The following is a 17,212-nucleotide window of genomic DNA, read 5'->3' as shown; positions in this document are numbered from 1 at the left end:
CCTACACTTTCTCACGGGCATTTTTACCAAAGATACCCGATGGTCTGAAGATTAAAATTAAAATTAAAATAACGAATGCTGCTGCATCACGCCATAGAGAGAAACCAAGTGCACTTACTAATGATTCCACAACACCGAGCAACATACCGCCAACCATGGCACCAGGAATAATACCAATACCGCCAAGTACTGCCGCGATGAATGCTTTAAGCCCTGGAATAACACCCATTAATGGATCGATTTTTGTGTAATATACCCCAAAGATAACACCTGCTGCACCCGCTAAAGCTGAACCAATTGCGAAGGTTGCTGAAATTGTATTATCTACATTAATGCCCATTAAACGTGCTGCATCGGCATCATGAGAAACCGCACGCATCGCTTTCCCGATTTTTGTTTTATGTACGATGAATTGTAAAAGAACCATCAGTACAATTGAGACAGATAAAATTAATATTGATATACTACTGATTTGAACACCGAAAATATCAAATGATTTATTTTTAATGACATCAGGATATGCCGCAGGTTGCGCACCTCTGAAGAAAATAGTTGTATATTCAATTAATAGCGATACACCGATTGCAGTAATTAAAGCCGCAATACGTGTGGCATTTCGCAAGCGCTTATAAGCAATACGTTCAATTAAAACACCAAAGATTGCACAGACTGCCATCGCCAATAACAGTGCTGGAAAGAAGCCAAGCTCCCATTTAGCAATTGCATAAAAGCCAATAAATGCCCCGATCATAAAGACATCGCCGTGGGCAAAGTTAATCAGCTTAATAATCCCGTATACCATCGTATACCCCAGCGCTATTAATGCGTAGATACTACCTAGTGAAATACCATTCACAAGCTGCTGTATCCATTCCATGAGCGTTCACTCCTTTTTATTTTTTGAAAAGTGCAAAAATAGGACTTACTTCTACATGTTATTATTGAAAATAGAGTAAATTGTGTCCTCTTAAAAATTTTTTTTGTTCTATCAATTTCGCCTTGGCGTAATTAGGTGTTTGGACACTGTAAAGGAACCATATCCGTATTCATCTCACCACCTTCAATGGTGGGAGCCTTTACTGAATGAAGATAAAACATAAAAAGGAAGGCGTGTTTCCCCGCCTCCCCTTGCCTAAAAAACATTAAGGATTAACTTTAGAGTTGAACACTTGTTTACCGTCTTCAAATTCAAGAACTGTTGCTGTTTTAATTGGGTTATGATTTTTGTCAACTGAGAAAGTACCTGTTACTAAAGAAAGATCTTTTGTGTCAGCTAAAGCCTTTTTAATAGCTTCCCCATCCGTAGAGCCTGCACGCTTAATAGCATCAGCAATGTAGTAAATTGAGTCATAGCCAAGTGCATTGAATGCATCTGGTGCTTTATCCTTGTTCGCTGCTTTAAACGCCTTTACGAAATCTTGAATTTTTTGATCTGGGTCTTCTGCAGAGTAGTGGTTTGTGATGTACGTGTTATTCAGCGCTTTCGCACCAGCTAACTCTACTAATGTTGGTGAATCCCAACCGTCAGCCCCCATCAGTGGTACATCAATACCCAATTCACGCGCTTGTTTTACAATTATACCTACCTCTTCATAGTATCCTGGAATAAAAATAAAGTCTGGCTTCTCTCCTTTAATATTAGTTAATTGTGTACGGAAATCAGTATCCTTCGCTACATACGCTTCTTCCTTTACAACTTTCCCACCATTTTTTGTAATTGTTTCTTTAAATGATTTTGCTAAACCTTTTGCATAATCAGATGCGTTATCCGCAAAAATAGCTACATTTTTAGCTTTTAATTCATTAGTAGCAAAGTTTGCTGCTACGATCCCTTGGAATGGATCGATAAAACAAGTACGGAATGCATACTCATTAATGCTACCGTTATCATTCACTGTAATGTTTGGAGCAGTACCAGAACCAGTAACGATTGGGATTTTATTTTTATTCGCAATTTGAACGGTAGCAACTGTATTACCAGAAGTTGCTGGGGCTAACATTGCTACTACTCTATCTTGCGTTGCTAGTTTAAGAGCTGCTGCAGTAGCCTCTGAGTTGTCAGACTTATTATCTACTTTAATAAGGTCAATTTTTTTACCGTCGATTCCGCCATTATCATTAATTTCTTTTACCGCAAGGTCTGCACCTAGAGCAATCGAAGAACCATAGGAAGCTACGTTACCCGAAAGCTCTAAGTTTGCACCGATTTTAATAGTATCACCGTCAGAAGAACCGCCACCGCCTGATGATGATCCTCCTCCTGAACTTGAACTATCTCCATTACCACAGCCAGCAAGAACGCCTGCAAGTAGTGAAGATGCAACTAGAAGTGAGCCAAACTTTTTAAGTTTTTTGTTCTCTCTCATAATTTATTCCCCCTAAGTTTTTTCAAATATTAGATATTTCTGATAATTATAAACAATCCACAGCATTTCCTCAATAACAAAAATAACCAAAATGACAATTCATAACTATCTATTACTAAATCAATATATTATTCAATTAAACCTTTTACATTGTAAAACATTCTTTATTTTTAGTCTAGAGTGATTTTTCTGTATAATTAGTAATTTAAGAATTATCTATTAATTTAGAACAAACATTAATATAAAACTATCATATTTAATTATTTTTTTACGATACAATCTCGTTAAAAGAAGTCCTTTTTTCGAAAATCGCAAGATCTAAAATATAAAGCGGGCTGGCGAAGTATTAATTTGGAATTACCAATAACTATTTATTCCCAGGGAAATACAGTACTTAGAGGGCGCAATCGGAGTAAGATTTTTTAAAATTTGTCATAGTCGAATCTTATTAAAAAGCTTAGAGCTGGGTTATTTCTACAGCTCTAAGCTTTTTTCAATGCAAACACACAAAGTCGTTCGTTAATATTTGTTTCATTTTCAAGATGAACCTCATGGATTAATTCAAAAGGCGTCCCATGATGTAAAAACTGTAAATAATCATATGGTGGGTAATATAAAATAACATGAATTTCACGCATATGCTGTTCATAAGACTTCCATATATTATGAATAACCGTACGAAAAATGTGGATTGAAAATGGATTAAAAAAAAAGAAAACCGTGTCGCTTGGTTGAATAGCATAGTCCTCCGCTATTGAATGCATAAAGGAAACCGGAGATTGAGCACTCTTTTTTTGAAGATAGTTCCTTTTATTATTCTCAGCCTCTGCATAAAAACCTGCATCCATTTCTACCCCTATTGTCGGAATATGAAATTTATCATGTACATAAATAGGGACTCTCCCTTTTCCACATCCAATATCGATAAACACTGGATTATCAGGCATCTCATACTCAGAAAATAATTGTTCTAATCCAGCATATGGTGTTGGCTCATAACGATGGTAGTGAGCTAATTTAGGAAACCCATACTGTTCACCGACCGTATTAATATGCAAAAGCTTATCAAATTGTTGTTCATTCATATTAGTAGACTCCTCAAAAAAGAATGCTTTATTTTAGCACGATAAAAAGCAAAAACCATACCCAAAAGTTTTGGATATGGTTATTTTTTTAACGACCTCTTCTATTAAATTTTAAAACAAAGAGCAGTGCAACTATTAACAAGACAAAGCAAACAGCCGCTGTAAGAATTGTATTTTTATCGATAACTGTTCCTTGCTTTAGTTGCTCATCGCCTTGGTTTGGCCACATAGGTCCTCCATTTTTGTCAGGTCGTTGCATTGGACCACCACCATTTGGTCTGTCTCCCTGCTTATCACCGTTTTGATTAAATGGAGGGGCTTGTGAAGGATCAAAGTCATCTGGTCTTTGCATCGGAATGTTCATGTCACCCATTTCGCCTGGATTAGGCATTGCCATATTCCCTTGTGTTGTTGCTTCCACAACAAGTTCCCCTGACAGTTGCTTTAAAATAGATTCGGAGCGCTGTTTTGCAAATTCAGGAAGACTTTTTTCCCCTTCTACCGCTTCTATAAACTGTTCTGTTGTAGAGAATTTCGTAGGGTCTGCTTCCACATACGTCGTTAATAACAATGCTAATTTTTTGGTAATGTTTTGTATGTTTTCTTCTGTTAAGTAATTAGTCGCTATCTCTTCTAAATAGCCTTCATATTTAGCACGATACTCTTCATTTGAGAGTAAGGCATTTAATAGCGGGCTATCCTCTAATGTTGTACCAGATACTGGGGTAGTCACACTAAAGTTAATAGCGCTATCTGCCATAAGATCGCCGGACATACCCATCCCCATATTGATTCCACCCTTATCGAGGCCACCATTAGGACGTTCTCCTTGCTGTTGTTGAACACCATTATTCGGAAACTCCATGTCTGGTTTATCTAATTGCTCATTCGTCTGTGCATCTTCTGGTGCTTTCATATTGGCATCGGCTGGCATTTGAATATTGCCACCCATTCTACCACCTCCACCAAAGCCACCAAAGGACATATTATAATCCCAAGGTATGATAGAAAACACACCATCCTTCTCATACAAATAGTAATTGTGTTTCATATTGCTCTGATAACTATCAAGATTTACAATTGCCGTGTTCATAGCAAAATAACGCAGCATTTCATCGACATCAATATATTTTTCGATATTGCCGCCATTATTGATAGCTTTAATCATGTCAATGAATTTTGATTGATCGACATTACCTTCGTTCGTTTTTAAGCCAATTCCCGTATAATCAGCAATATCATCACTAATATATTTTAAATCACTGCCTGTCCCATCTGGCTTAAACAAAAATCCATCATTAGAGCCGTAGTTATTTGCCAGGAATGTTTCATCCACGGCTTCTACCCCTAAAAATAAACCTCTATCCTCACCATTCACTGTGACATACATATATGAATGAGCGGGTGTAGGTAATCCCATTTGTTCCATCAGCTCATAAGAAATATATTCTCGCATTAACGTTGAATCACTGAAATTATTATTTAAATTTAATTTTTTCAAGCCGTATAAGCTTTGTGTATCATCGTAATAATCGAAATCTATTTTTAAGCTATATCGATCCGAGTCGCTATTTGCAACCGAGTTCAGTGATGAACTTCCTTTTGTACGAATAGCTACATTCTCTATTCTCTTGCCATCTACTGTGATATTAGCTTGCTTCAACTCCTTATCTGTTGCACTTTCTAGCATGTCAGCCCAATCTTCCTCGGCTATTTCAATATCTACTGTTGTTACTTTATTTTTATTAAACACAATAGACTCATAGGAAAACTCGGTATTTTTTGTTTCAATGCCGGTTTTTGGGAGCACTGCAGACACAACAACAAAGAGGAGTAGCAGAATTGCCATACTAATATAGACAACCCGTGTTTTAATCATTATCAGCACCTCTCTTCATAGTTAGAAAACTCCTCTAGAGTGGTTACTAAGCAGTGAAATTACCATCATAACTAAGCATTACTGCTGATTTTACTCCAGGTACTTTTGTAAGATTGTCCATCAATTTTGTATCATTTTGTTTAACACGAATTTCATAGGTTGTTTCGATTTCAACATCCGACATAATAGATTTTGATTTTAAAGCGAATTTTTTAGACTGTGCCGCAATAATATGCTCCACTTCCTCACAAGCAAAATCTTCTTCAAATTTCACAATTAAAAGATATGGATTCTCCACAGTAATTTTGTTCACTAACACGAGTAGTACGAGACCAATTAGAACGGCACCGATTATAACAAGTGGAATAAATCCTGCACCGCAAAGAATCCCAGAAACTATTGCCCAGAAAATATATACTAAATCCATAGGATCTTTAATAGGTGTACGGAAACGCACGATTGATAGTGCACCAACCATACCTAACGATAACAGCACATTTGAACTTATTCCCATAATCACTAGTGCTGTTGCCATTGTCATAATGAGTAGCGAAATATTGAAGGAATGCGAGTAAATTACTCCGTTAAAGGTTTTCTTGTATACAGCGTAAATAAACAGGCCTACAAAGAATGCTACAACTAACCCTAAAAGTGAATCTATTAATGAAAATGATGTTGTTTTCTCTAAAAAGCTGGATTTAAAAATATCGTTAAATTTTATAGTATCCATTGTTTAATTCTCCTTTATACATACATACGACTAAGCTGATATTTCGAATATGCCTCAGCACGTGTATCTACTGATTGTAATAAGTACTTAATAATATCCGGCAAGTACTCATCGTATTTCACTTCTAAAATAACTAAGTTTGGCTCAAGTACATCAACCATCGGTAGCTTCGGATTAAACATATCTGTATTACGTAGGCTCGACTGTACTTTACTATCAAATGTGACACGCACATTTCCAAAGGGATAGATGTAAGCCTCACGCTCGTAATCGACAACTGTCATTGGTTTCAATTGGTGATACTTCATGTCCTTATATAAATCTTGAATTAACGCTCGTTCGTCTTCCTCCATCCAAGCATTATCCCCACCACGCATTTTTTCATATTCCTTTTGGGATATGGCACACTTCGTTTTAAAGGTTAAATTATTTCGTTTGCTTTTTCGCTCCAAATTTATAGTCGTAGTGGATTTACCGTAAATTCGTACTCGATATTTATCTCGATTGATATAACCCTCTTTTTTTTCATTTAGAACTTTGTTTTCAAAATTATCAAAGTATGTGCTGCGAATTAAATACTTACCATTCATCCCAGCATGCTTATCTCGCTGCATTACATGCTGTAGCTTAGTTTTTAGCAATGTATAGTCCGGATAGGAGATAGCCTGTTTAATCTCCTTTCGACCGTTAGGATTAAACGAGGTAAGAGTAGGCATATAGTTCACTCCTTACATTTTTTCTATTTTGTATTGCTCTTGTTTATCAGCTAACCAAGATGCGTATTCCTCATTTATGCGATCCTCCAGCACAGTCGCATAAACTTCATCTTTTACATCCTCGAATACGGCCTCTTCTGCAGGTACTTTTTCGGTTACTTTAATGATGTGATAACCTTCTGACGTTTGAACAATATCACTGACGCTACCTTTTTCAAGGCCAAATGCGGCTTCTTCAAATTTCTCATCCATCTGTCCTCGACTAATATAGCCTATTTCCCCACCAGCCTCATTCGTTGATGAATCGATTGAATATGTTTTTGCTAGCTCCGAAAAATCCTCACCAGCTTTTATTTTTGCTAGCACATCCTTTGCTGTTGCCTCATCCTCCAATAAAATATGGCTAGCTACAATCTCTTCCTTTTGTCCATAGCTATCCTTATTGTTTTCAAAATATTGAGCTACTTCCTCATCTGATATGTCAATGCTTTCAGCAATTACATTTTTGGTAAGTTGATATATGCGAATATTATCCTTCACACTCTGCTCTGTCAGTCCGTTCACCTCTAGTGCCTCTTGTAATGATTCTTCCCCACCATACGACTCGGCTAACTCCTTATACTCTTCCTGAATAGAGTCCTCGGATACAGAAACACCCACTTTCTTCGCCTCTAGTTCAACTATTTTATTGGTAATTAGTGCCTCTAGCACCTCTGTACCGTATTGTTCACGCAATGCGTCATCTAGTTCTGTTTGTAAAATCTTTTCACCATCAACCTTCGCCACATAATCGCTACTCTCACCACAACCGACTAGTAGTATTAATAATGCTGCAGGTAAGGTTATCATTTGGAAAAACCTTTTGTTTCCGGTCATCCTTGATCCCGTCCTTTCTTTTGGTTTCTCGTTTACAATGCTTACTATAAAGGCCTAATGTGTCAGTCAGATGTCAGCTTTACATTTCCTTCAAAAAAACTTTACAAAAAAAAGCTACCACGCCTTTTAGAGCGAAGTAGCCTTTTTCAGTGTTATTTCAAAGCATGTTCCTGATGAATTACTGTCAATTAGTCGTAAATCACCGCCTATAGATTGCGCCATCATTTTACTAAGTGATAATCCTAAGCCTAAGCCTCGGACCGCATATTTTTTATTTTCTCCTCTATAAAAACGTTCAAAGATAAATGCCTGATCTTCCTGAGGGATACCATGTCCTGTGTCCTTTACAGTAATGAAGACAGCATCCTCTTTTTCCACCAGCGTAATGATGACAATCCCTTCCTGCATTGCTTGCTTTGCATTCGTCAATAAATTAGTAACTATTTGCTGTATACGTACAACATCCGCCTGAACATCAACGGAGTCTGCAAGGAAATCCATTTGTATTTTTACATTTTCGTCATCCTGCATTACTTCCCATTGAGCTACAGCATCACGCACTAACTGATTAACATTCATTGTTTCAAGCTTTACTGGAATTGCATCTACCGCAAAATGATTATAAGCTAGCAAATCACCGACCATCGTTTTCATTTTCGTCGTTTCTACTAATGCCATTTGAATAAATTCACTAGCATCCTGACCTGTAACGACTCCATCTTTCACCGCCTGCAATAACCCACTAATTGACGTAACCGGTGTTTTTAGCTCGTGGGTGACGCCCGCTAATAATTCTGTTCGAGTCTTTTCTAATTGTTCTAGCTTATTCGCCATTTCTTTAAAAGAAGTAACGAGCTCATAAATTTCTTCTTCCTTACTATTTTGAGGCAAATCAAATGTATAGTTTCCTTCTTGCACTTGCTTTGCAGCTTCGGCAACCTGTTTTATTGGGTGTGCTAGACGTTTGGATAAAAAATAAATAGCACCCCACCCCAATACAGCAAGTGCTCCAATAAGTAATGCCAGTAGCCCGTATGCTTGGTTAACCTTCGTTAAATTCTCCTTTTTCTCTAAGACAAGCACCCAGCCAACTTCCTTATTGTCCCTTTCAAGTTTTCTTTTTACGACATATTGAACTAACTCTTGTCCCTCACTCGTTACAGTTATTTTCTTTGTCCCTTCTTCACCATCCAGTATGTTGGCAACATTTTTTTCACTTCCTGGAGGCATCGGTCGATTGCTACTTACTATATTGCCTGCCGTATCTACAACATATAAAACAGGATCAATTTCTCGCATAGTAGATCGCTCACGGTTACCAATAAACCCTTGAATACCGCTCATAGGTCCATTATTTTGGCTAGAAGTATCTGTTAGGCGAAATACAGTCTCGTCTGCTATAAATTCCATCATCTCTAGTCGATTTTGAAACGTCGTATGCCGAATCCATGCCGCAGAAATAAAAGAGATAATAGCTAGACCCACAAAGAGAGTTAATAAATAGCGACTTGTCCAATAGTTGCGTAAAGATATTCGCTTATTTTTTTTGAACACTTAGCTGATACCCCAATCCACGTAGTGTCTTTATTTCTCCCTCTTCCTCATCCCATTCTTTAAGTACCTTTCTTAGTCGCTTCACCGCTAAATCCACCGCTCTATCACTACCTTCATATTCCCAGCCCCAAACTTGATCAATAAGTTGGTCACGTGTAAATGTTTGGTTTGGATGCTCGGCCAAAAATAAAAGTACAGATAAATCTCTAGGCGTTAAGATGATTTCTTCTCCCTTAAGTAGCACTCGATGGGCTTTCATATCAATCTCTAACCCACCAAAGCGTTTTATTTCTGAAGATTCACGGCTCCCTTTAGCGCGCCTTAAAACCGCCTTGACTCTTGCCACTACCTCATCAGCAATAAATGGCTTTGCAATATAATCGTCTGCTCCTTGATCGAAACCCTCTAATCGATAATTTACATCGCCTAATGCCGTTAGCATGATCACTGGACAAGAGCTAACTTCTCTAATTTCCTTTAAAACTAACCAACCGTTTTTTTCTGGTAACATAATATCTAGTAATACTAAATCAGGCTGAACCTCTTGAAATATAGCCAATGCCTGACCGCCATTAAAACATTGCATAACATCATAGCCTACTTTTTTCAAATATGCCTTCAAAACTTGGCTAATTGCATATTCGTCTTCTACTACTAATATTTTTGCCATGCCCTTTCACCTCGTTACCAGTACATTCGTATTTTCATTATATCATCGGATTATGTCAGTTAAATGTCAGGGCCTAATGAGACTGTTCATACTTATAGTGGTGCATCAAATATCGAGCTATTTGCAATTTACATGGCTCTTCTATTGACAATGTCTTCCTAGGCGAATTATCATTGATTGCGAATGATAATCATTGATAATTCATTCGTATAGTTAACAAAAAAATGATTAGGGGGGAAAGCATGATTATTGTTACAAATCGTATTCAAGTCAAACCCGGCTTTGCTGCAAAAATGGCACCGAACTTTACAAAACCAGGACCTCTACAGCAGTTTGAAGGCTTCCATAAAGTGGAGGTATTAGTTTCAACTGATGATCCCACTTATGACGAAATGAGCGTCAATATGTACTGGGAGTCTAAAGAGCATTTCCAAGCTTGGCGTAATAGCGATGCATTCGCCGCAGCTCATCACCGTCCTGGACAAAGTGCTGAGGGAGGAAAACCTGAAAACAGTCCACTTATCGGTAGCAAAATAGTTATAGCTGAATTAGCTTCTTCGATTGAAGCATTACGCTAATTTTTAACTTCTTTCAGTAGGCTGAAAGAAGTAACAACTAAAATATCTTCTGATTCTATCTAAAAAAGATCCTGCATTTTTGAAAATGCAGGATCTTTTGAATTATTGCATGAAAATAACTAAAACATAGCCAAGTATTGATAAGCAAACCGAACCGATAAATCCTGCAATAAACGCTTTTACGCCTAATTGTTTAAAGGTTTTTATGTCTACATTTAAACCTAGTCCAGCCATCGCCATCCCAATTAAAATATAAGCGATATTTACAAATGTTTGCGCTACATTAGCTGGTACAATCCCTAACGAATTAATAGCACTCATCGCTAAAAACCCAAGGATAAACCATGGAATTATCGACAGTGAAAATCCTTCTTTTTCCTGCCCCTTATCAATTCTTCGATATAAAATACCGATGACTATGGCTACTGGTACAAGCAATGCGACACGTGTTAGCTTCACAATAACTGCCATATCAATTGCTTCATTTCCACCAGCTGAGGCTGCTGCAATAACATGAGCAATTTCATGTAGAGTGCCTCCCGCAAAAATACCATATTCAGTAGGAGTTAAGTTAAATACAGAGTATAACACCGTGTAGACTAATGTGAATACAGTCCCTAGCAATGCGACTATCGCTGCGCCCACTGCCGTTTCTTTTTCATTCGCTTTAATTTGAGGAGCAATAGCGACAACAGCAGCAGCCCCACAAATAGCTGTACCACAAGCTGTTAATATGCCTAGTTTCTTATCTACATGAAATACCTTCGTTAAGCCATATACAACCACTAAAGCAAATACTAGATTAATAAACGCAATAAGAAAGACACTCGCTCCAGCATTGTAAATATCCGCTAAATTCAAGCGCATACCTAGAAAAATAATGCCGAGGCGTAATAATTTTTTACTTGAAAATGTTATACCTGTTTGCCAAGAATCCTGCACCTTAAAGGCTGCTCTCCAAGCCATACCTAATATAATCGCAATGACAAGCTGCCCTAATATTGAGAAGAAAGGAAATGTCGAAATATATTTTGCTACTAAGGCAATAATGAGTGTCAACAAGATTCCCTTCATAAACGCTGGGGTCAGGAAACTTTTTAACCTCTGCTGGCCATTATCCATGTTGTTCACTTCTTTCATCCTTGATGATTTTACTTTATTAGAAAGTTAATCATCAGTAAAATACATATATATAATTATAATTATTAATATTTCTAATAATAGGAGTGGTAATATGCAATTTGATGCTTTAAGAACGTTCATCACACTGGTGGAGGTCAATAATTTTACGAAAACTTCCGAAATACTTCATATTTCGCAGCCAAGTGTCAGTTTACACATTAAAAACTTAGAACAAGAATTTCACACGACTTTATTTATCCGTTCACCAAAATCTGTACAAATCACACCAACTGGAGAAATTTTATATAAACGAGCTAAGCAAATGATGGCCATTGCCGAGGCAGCAAAGGAAGATATTTTAACCTATCACCATGAAATTCAAGGTACACTTGTGATTGGCGCTAGCTTTACCATTGGGGAATATATATTACCTCCTATCATTGCCAGCTTGCAACAGCAATTCCCTCAGCTAGAGCTTCAAGTTATTATTGGCAATACGAAAGAAATCATTCAATATACAAAATTATTACAAGTCGATATCGGTCTTATTGAAGGACAAGCACACGACCATGAACTTCTTATTAAACCGTTTATGCAAGACGAGTTATTTATTGTCAGCGCGAGTAATCACCCTCTTGCAAAGGAGTCAACGATTACAGTTTCGGACTTACAGCAGCAAAATTGGGTTGCACGTGAAGAAGGCTCTGGCACACGTTATTATTTAGATCATTTATTTAGAGCAAATGGGCTCCAAGTACGTTCACTTCTTACTATTAGTAGCAATCAAGGTGTGAAAGAAAGCGTTATACAGGGGCTTGGACTTTCATTACTGTCCGCTAGTGTCATTGAGCGTGAATTAAAAAATGGCGATATAAAAATCTTACCCCTCGAGGAACAGCATTTTATCCGAACATTTTCTTATTTGTGCTCGCCTACAATAAAAAATAAACGCAATGTCGACATTCTTTTAGAGGCACTATTAAAAAAAGCTTAGCGACTAGTAATTCGCTAAGCTTCATGTTGTTGAAAAGCTATTATGTGTCAGAAGATATATACTATGTGAAGTGGTTGATTGGAGTGGAAACTGGGCGACTCCTTGGGGATCAGCAATAGAGGAACGAAGGCTAAAACCATCACGTCCTGTGATAAAGCCTTCGTGACCAACATCGTGTTGGCCCGAGACCCTGCAGCGAAGCGGATGTTTTCTGTGTGAAAGCGTAGCGACAGCAACAACAAATGTTTTCTGTAGCGAAAGCAAAGCGGCAGCTACAAAGCGCCCAGTAGAACGGAAATCAACCTCTCGTTTTGCAGAAGAGCCATACTTTATTTAATGTGACAAAGATTCCCTTCACCATTTTGGTTTTCAACACTACTCGCTAAGCTCACTTTATAATTCTTGGATTTAGACGTTTACGCTCCTGCTTATGCTCAATAATTTCTACAAATTTCAACGCTGCTCGAGATAAAGGTACGCTTTTCAAATAACACATGCCAATGCTCCGATTTGGTATACTTTCTGTTAATGTTAGCTCATATAAAAATCCTCGCTGCAAATAATCTTTAGAAAATTCTTTCGTTACACAAGCAATTCCTAAATTACTGCGTGCAAATTCCAGCACTAGATCATGTGAACCAAGCTCAAACTCAGGTTCAATGAAGATCCCTCTTGCAAATAAATAATCTTCTACATACTTTCTTGAATTTGATTTTTTCTCTAAAAATACAAGTGGAAACTTTAACAGATCCTCAAAGCTTAAGCTTTTTGATGCCAAGGTTTTGTACTTTTCGCCGCATACAAAAATATCCTGAACCTCGGTGCAAGCTGTTAACTGTAATGTCTGATCTTCTATCGGAAAATTACAAAGTCCTATATCAACCTCGCCAGATTTAATAAAGTTACAAATTTCCGAAGTCGTTCCATTTAACATTTGTAATTTGATATTTGGATACATTGTATGAAACGTCTCTAGATAAGGCATTAAAAAGAAACGAGAAATAGTGTCCCCTACTCCAATTTTCAACTGACCTGTTGTTAAATTTTTAAATTCTAGCAGTTTCTCCTCACCAGCATCTAAAAGGCCTAACGCTGAATTTGTATACTCATATAAAAGTTTACCTTCAGTTGTTAACGTCACTCCTTTAGGTGTACGGTTAAAGAGACGTGTACCTAGCTCCTTTTCTAATTGCATCATGGCTTGGCTAACAGCTGGTTGAGTCATATATAAATCTTTAGCTGCACTTGAAAAGCTATTATTTTTAGCGACAATACTAAAAACGCGATATAAATCTAATTTCCCTATCATATAAGCACCTCTTATAGCTATTATACGAACTATTAATTTTACTTATATCACTAAAGGAGCGTATAGTAAAACTATATTGGTTTTATTTAACATACATTTACCTATTTAATAAGGAGAGATTATTTTGGAACGTGTAGTTGGTACAGTAGTAAGAGGTCTTCGTGGTCCAATTATTAACGAAGGCGATAATATTGAGCAAATCGTTGTTGATACAGTATTAAATGCAGCAAAGATTGAAGGCTATTCCATTGAAGATCGTGACATTGTCACAGTAACAGAATCTGTCGTTGCGCGTGCACAAGGTAACTATGCATCCATTGATGATATCGCAACTGACGTAGCTGCTAAATTTGGCGATGATACTGTTGGTGTTATTTTTCCAATTCTAAGCCGTAATCGTTTCGCTAACTGCTTACGTGGTATTGCAAAAGGCGTAAAAAAGGTTGTTCTTATGCTTAGCTATCCATCTGATGAAGTTGGGAATCACCTAGTTGATATCGATGAGCTAGATGTCAAAGGGATTAATCCTTGGACAGATACTTTAACTGAGGTTGAATTCCGTGAGCATTTCGGCTATAAAAAACATACATTTACAGGTGTAGATTATATCGAATATTATAAAGAGCTGATCGAAGCTGAAGGTGCTACTTGTGAAGTTATCTTTTCAAATAACCCAAAAACAATTTTAGATTTTACGAAGAGTGTTTTAACTTGTGATATTCATACACGCTTACGTACGAAACGTATTTTAACGGCAAATGGAGCTGAAAAAGTATACAGTCTTGATAATATTTTATCTGTATCTAATAACGGTTCTGGCTTCAATGCGGAGTATGGTCTACTTGGTTCAAATAAAGCTACTGAAGATAGCGTAAAATTATTCCCACATACTTGCCAACCAATCGTTGATGGCATCCAAGCAAAACTCAAAGAAGCTACTGGTAAAACAGTTGAAGTAATGGTTTATGGTGATGGTGCATTTAAAGATCCTGTGGGCAAGATTTGGGAGTTAGCTGACCCAGTTGTTTCACCAGCTTTCACTGCTGGATTAGATGGCACGCCAAACGAAGTAAAGCTAAAATACTTAGCAGATAATGATTTTGCGGATCTTCGCGGCGAAGAATTAAAAGCAGCAATTTCTGAGTATATCCAAAACAAAGACGAAGATTTAACTGGGCAAATGGCAGCTCAAGGTACAACACCTCGTCGTTTAACAGACCTAATTGGTTCACTATCTGATCTAACTTCTGGTTCAGGTGATAAAGGAACACCAATGATTTATATTCAAGGTTATTTCGATAACTATACAAAGTAATTTCCAAAAAAAGTGCGAGCTAGTTGCTCGCACTTTTTCTATTGAAAGATTCATTAGCTATAATATTAATTCACTTTTGAAACACTAAATATTACACCAGCAGCTTGATCATATTTTAAATTATAACGAATCTTATTTTTCTCTACAGTTGTTTCATTCTTTTGATATTCATAACTTTCGTCAAACAAACGTAAATCCTTCAAAACAGCGCCAATCTCGTTTTGGTTTAAGATGGGGTTTGTCATACCAATTAACAACCCCATAGAAAGTATGATATCCATCCCTTCGCCTTGCCCCACCATAACCAACTCATGTACTGCGCCTTTTTCATCAATATTTTCAATTAAAGTAATATCCTTACCCAACTTCGAAGTAATTGTTTCTTCTTCTTTTTTTATATTTTCAAGAGAATACGAGAAGTCTAGTTTTTTAATTTCTTTATTGAATGCCTCTATAAATTCTTCTTGGTTACTATAAAGAGGCAGCGTTGTTGCCATTCCAATTATCATCGGAGAGACAAAGTAGACACCGGCTATTGCGGTAGCTATAGTACGTTTCATTTTAGTAAGACGTCCCTGTTTCCACATAAGAAATACACCCAAAGGAGGAAAAATAATTAACCAAAACCACATAAACCAAGCTGTTTTAAAAATCGGGGTTCTAAGTTTTAACTCTGATTTATGCAGCATCTTTCTTTCCCCCTTTTAACAATTCTTCAATGTTAACATTAAATATAAATTTCCTAGCATTATCTGTACCCTCATGTAAGGAGTCTTTTAATATATTTACAATATTTTCATCATAATGTGAGTTGTTTTCATCTTCCATTAAATGATTAAAAAGAGACGTCCCTTCAAAATCCGTTGTCTTAATATCAAAACTTTTTTGTAGTAATTGTTCGCCTTGTATTCGCTGGATTTTCTTTTGATATTGTGAGATTAATGTTGGCGTTTCTGTTTTTTTGACCAATAATTTATAAAGCTTTTTAGCATCCCCATACTGCTTTTGGTGAAATGCTTCTTCTGCATCACTCGTTAAAGACTCTACCGTTTCATTATAAAAAGATTTAATTTTATCTAAATCTTTTATCTTCTGAGCCTCTTGGATAAAGCTGAAAGTTTTTTCGTACTCTTTTTCATCTCTAGCATTTGTTGCTTTATAAAGCAATTCATTGATTTTCTCGTTCTCTTCTATTTGTTTTAATAAACCATTAGCCTTTAGCTTAATCTCGTCGCTAGCATGTCGATTTTCTTTTATATAAATCGCATAATCTTTAGCTATTGAATAATCCCCTGCATTACTCTTAGATTCAGCCAACTGATAAATAGCATTCATAGATTTTTGAACAAGGCTATCTGTCTTACTACTACTTTTATTCAATTCATAAATCTTTTCAAGTTCAGTAATAGCTTTCTTATATTCTCCACTATTATATAAATCCGTTGCTGTTGTGTAATAGTTTTCCGCCTTCACTTGATCCTCATCCACTTTTGGCTCTGGTGTTGAGGTTACAGATTTTGTCGGGGTAGGTTTTGATGTACTACCGCTACTACTGGATGTACCACTACTACCGTTGGACGTACTACCACCATTATGATAATGATACTCTCCATTTTTTAATCCCCATTTTGCACAGTTAGTTCGACAGGTATGCCCTCCATTACTATCAGTTCTGCCTGGATGGGCACTTGCTGTATACGGTGGCAGAAGTAAAAAACAGCATGCTAAAATACTAATTATCGACAAATAACCATTTCTCACCATTTTTACCTCCCATTTATAATATTTTCTATATTTTATCTTATATCATGTTTCCCATGACGTATAGTACGATTTTGCCATTCTCCATTCCGATCTAAAAAAATTAAATAATATAAGTGAGAAATGGGAGTGCGTTTAATTTTTGAGAAAAAAGTCTAAAAGACGGTAGCTATACTAAATTATTTATTTAAAAAAGTAATACTTCTCCACGAAGCAGAAGGTTAATCTATCCTGTTCATAGAAAAACCCCCTAAGTA

General features: G+C 36.8%; 16 protein-coding genes. 3 read left to right on the top strand and 13 right to left on the bottom strand.

What is annotated here, in order from left to right:
• Nucleotide 1: 1 nt before the first annotated feature.
• The 9 genes from ACIQ7T_RS09450 to ACIQ7T_RS09410 all read right to left on the bottom strand — a co-directional run bounded on the left by ACIQ7T_RS09450 (nt 2) and on the right by ACIQ7T_RS09410 (nt 9,876).
• On the bottom strand, nt 2-877 hold the full coding sequence (locus tag ACIQ7T_RS09450) for a branched-chain amino acid ABC transporter permease (protein ID WP_370077792.1): 876 nt from the start codon (nt 875-877) through the stop codon (nt 2-4).
• Nucleotides 878-1,142: 265 nt separating this feature from the next.
• Nucleotides 1,143-2,366, bottom strand: a complete 1,224-nt coding sequence (locus ACIQ7T_RS09445) for an ABC transporter substrate-binding protein (RefSeq protein ID WP_370077794.1) — start codon at nt 2,364-2,366, stop codon at nt 1,143-1,145.
• Between the two features lie 482 nt (nt 2,367-2,848).
• The gene (locus tag ACIQ7T_RS09440) at nt 2,849-3,451 is read right to left on the bottom strand and encodes a class I SAM-dependent methyltransferase (protein WP_370077796.1); all 603 of its coding nucleotides are present in this window, start codon (nt 3,449-3,451) and stop codon (nt 2,849-2,851) included.
• 88 nt (nt 3,452-3,539) lie between these two features.
• Nucleotides 3,540-5,330, bottom strand: a complete 1,791-nt coding sequence (locus tag ACIQ7T_RS09435) for a CotH kinase family protein (protein WP_370077798.1) — start codon at nt 5,328-5,330, stop codon at nt 3,540-3,542.
• A gap of 46 nt (nt 5,331-5,376) precedes the next feature.
• Nucleotides 5,377-6,060: a DUF4956 domain-containing protein gene (locus ACIQ7T_RS09430; RefSeq protein WP_370077800.1), complete on the bottom strand. Its 684-nt coding sequence runs from the start codon at nt 6,058-6,060 to the stop codon at nt 5,377-5,379.
• Nucleotides 6,061-6,074: 14 nt separating this feature from the next.
• Nucleotides 6,075-6,776 (bottom strand): polyphosphate polymerase domain-containing protein, encoded by a 702-nt coding sequence (locus tag ACIQ7T_RS09425; RefSeq protein WP_370077802.1) that lies wholly within the window; start codon nt 6,774-6,776, stop codon nt 6,075-6,077.
• A 12-nt stretch (nt 6,777-6,788) separates the two neighbouring features.
• Nucleotides 6,789-7,625 carry a peptidylprolyl isomerase gene (locus tag ACIQ7T_RS09420; protein ID WP_402869959.1) on the bottom strand — a complete coding sequence of 279 codons (837 nt, stop codon included), beginning with the start codon at nt 7,623-7,625 and terminating at the stop codon, nt 6,789-6,791.
• Between the two features lie 153 nt (nt 7,626-7,778).
• Complete coding sequence (locus ACIQ7T_RS09415; RefSeq protein WP_402869956.1) at nt 7,779-9,206, bottom strand: HAMP domain-containing sensor histidine kinase; 1,428 nt, start codon at nt 9,204-9,206, stop codon at nt 7,779-7,781.
• Entirely contained in the window at nt 9,190-9,876 is a 687-nt protein-coding gene (locus ACIQ7T_RS09410) for a response regulator (RefSeq protein ID WP_402869953.1), read from the bottom strand. Before ACIQ7T_RS09410 ends, ACIQ7T_RS09415 begins: the two co-directional genes overlap by 17 nt.
• Nucleotides 9,877-10,118: 242 nt before the next feature.
• On the opposite strand from ACIQ7T_RS09410, the gene ACIQ7T_RS09405 reads away from it, so the two are divergent.
• Nucleotides 10,119-10,454, top strand: a complete 336-nt coding sequence (locus tag ACIQ7T_RS09405) for a heme oxygenase (RefSeq protein WP_142509939.1) — start codon at nt 10,119-10,121, stop codon at nt 10,452-10,454.
• Nucleotides 10,455-10,556: 102 nt separating this feature from the next.
• On the opposite strand, the gene ACIQ7T_RS09400 is transcribed toward ACIQ7T_RS09405, so the two are convergent.
• Nucleotides 10,557-11,576 carry a YeiH family protein gene (locus ACIQ7T_RS09400; RefSeq protein WP_370077971.1) on the bottom strand — a complete coding sequence of 340 codons (1,020 nt, stop codon included), beginning with the start codon at nt 11,574-11,576 and terminating at the stop codon, nt 10,557-10,559.
• A gap of 112 nt (nt 11,577-11,688) precedes the next feature.
• On the opposite strand from ACIQ7T_RS09400, the gene ACIQ7T_RS09395 reads away from it, so the two are divergent.
• Nucleotides 11,689-12,570 carry a LysR family transcriptional regulator gene (locus tag ACIQ7T_RS09395; RefSeq protein WP_402869950.1) on the top strand — a complete coding sequence of 294 codons (882 nt, stop codon included), beginning with the start codon at nt 11,689-11,691 and terminating at the stop codon, nt 12,568-12,570.
• A gap of 388 nt (nt 12,571-12,958) precedes the next feature.
• Here the strand turns inward: ACIQ7T_RS09395 and ACIQ7T_RS09390 are convergent, their stop codons facing one another.
• Nucleotides 12,959-13,879: a LysR family transcriptional regulator gene (locus ACIQ7T_RS09390; protein ID WP_370077814.1), complete on the bottom strand. Its 921-nt coding sequence runs from the start codon at nt 13,877-13,879 to the stop codon at nt 12,959-12,961.
• Nucleotides 13,880-14,003: 124 nt separating this feature from the next.
• On the opposite strand from ACIQ7T_RS09390, the gene ACIQ7T_RS09385 reads away from it, so the two are divergent.
• The gene (locus ACIQ7T_RS09385) at nt 14,004-15,194 is read left to right on the top strand and encodes a coenzyme F420-0:L-glutamate ligase (protein ID WP_402869947.1); all 1,191 of its coding nucleotides are present in this window, start codon (nt 14,004-14,006) and stop codon (nt 15,192-15,194) included.
• A gap of 65 nt (nt 15,195-15,259) precedes the next feature.
• Here ACIQ7T_RS09385 and ACIQ7T_RS09380 read toward each other — a convergent pair whose 3' ends face one another.
• Nucleotides 15,260-15,883 (bottom strand): hypothetical protein, encoded by a 624-nt coding sequence (locus tag ACIQ7T_RS09380; protein WP_370077818.1) that lies wholly within the window; start codon nt 15,881-15,883, stop codon nt 15,260-15,262.
• Nucleotides 15,873-16,955 (bottom strand): YHYH domain-containing protein, encoded by a 1,083-nt coding sequence (locus tag ACIQ7T_RS09375; RefSeq protein ID WP_402869944.1) that lies wholly within the window; start codon nt 16,953-16,955, stop codon nt 15,873-15,875. Before ACIQ7T_RS09375 ends, ACIQ7T_RS09380 begins: the two co-directional genes overlap by 11 nt.
• Nucleotides 16,956-17,212 lie beyond the last annotated feature (257 nt).

Source organism: Lysinibacillus sp. NPDC096212 (assembly GCF_044763105.1).
Taxonomy (GTDB): Bacteria; Bacillota; Bacilli; order Bacillales_A; family Planococcaceae; genus Lysinibacillus.
Note: the sequence above shows the minus strand (reverse complement) of the source record. Positions and strands in the feature narration are given on the sequence as shown.

Bases quoted from the DNA above. Each gene is read 5' to 3' on its own strand.
- ACIQ7T_RS09410 (WP_402869953.1), bottom strand. From the start codon at position 9,876: ATGGCAAAAATATTAGTAGTAGAAGACGAATATGCAATTAGCCAAGTT.
- ACIQ7T_RS09435 (WP_370077798.1), bottom strand. From the start codon at position 5,330: ATGATTAAAACACGGGTTGTCTATATTAGTATGGCAATTCTGCTACTC.
- ACIQ7T_RS09425 (WP_370077802.1), bottom strand. From the start codon at position 6,776: ATGCCTACTCTTACCTCGTTTAATCCTAACGGTCGAAAGGAGATTAAA.
- ACIQ7T_RS09450 (WP_370077792.1), bottom strand. From the start codon at position 877: ATGGAATGGATACAGCAGCTTGTGAATGGTATTTCACTAGGTAGTATC.
- ACIQ7T_RS09445 (WP_370077794.1), bottom strand. From the start codon at position 2,366: ATGAGAGAGAACAAAAAACTTAAAAAGTTTGGCTCACTTCTAGTTGCA.
- ACIQ7T_RS09395 (WP_402869950.1), top strand. From the start codon at position 11,689: ATGCAATTTGATGCTTTAAGAACGTTCATCACACTGGTGGAGGTCAAT.
- ACIQ7T_RS09440 (WP_370077796.1), bottom strand. From the start codon at position 3,451: ATGAATGAACAACAATTTGATAAGCTTTTGCATATTAATACGGTCGGT.
- ACIQ7T_RS09380 (WP_370077818.1), bottom strand. From the start codon at position 15,883: ATGCTGCATAAATCAGAGTTAAAACTTAGAACCCCGATTTTTAAAACA.
- ACIQ7T_RS09405 (WP_142509939.1), top strand. From the start codon at position 10,119: ATGATTATTGTTACAAATCGTATTCAAGTCAAACCCGGCTTTGCTGCA.
- ACIQ7T_RS09400 (WP_370077971.1), bottom strand. From the start codon at position 11,576: ATGGATAATGGCCAGCAGAGGTTAAAAAGTTTCCTGACCCCAGCGTTT.
- ACIQ7T_RS09430 (WP_370077800.1), bottom strand. From the start codon at position 6,060: ATGGATACTATAAAATTTAACGATATTTTTAAATCCAGCTTTTTAGAG.
- ACIQ7T_RS09420 (WP_402869959.1), bottom strand. From the start codon at position 7,625: ATGATAACCTTACCTGCAGCATTATTAATACTACTAGTCGGTTGTGGT.
- ACIQ7T_RS09390 (WP_370077814.1), bottom strand. From the start codon at position 13,879: ATGATAGGGAAATTAGATTTATATCGCGTTTTTAGTATTGTCGCTAAA.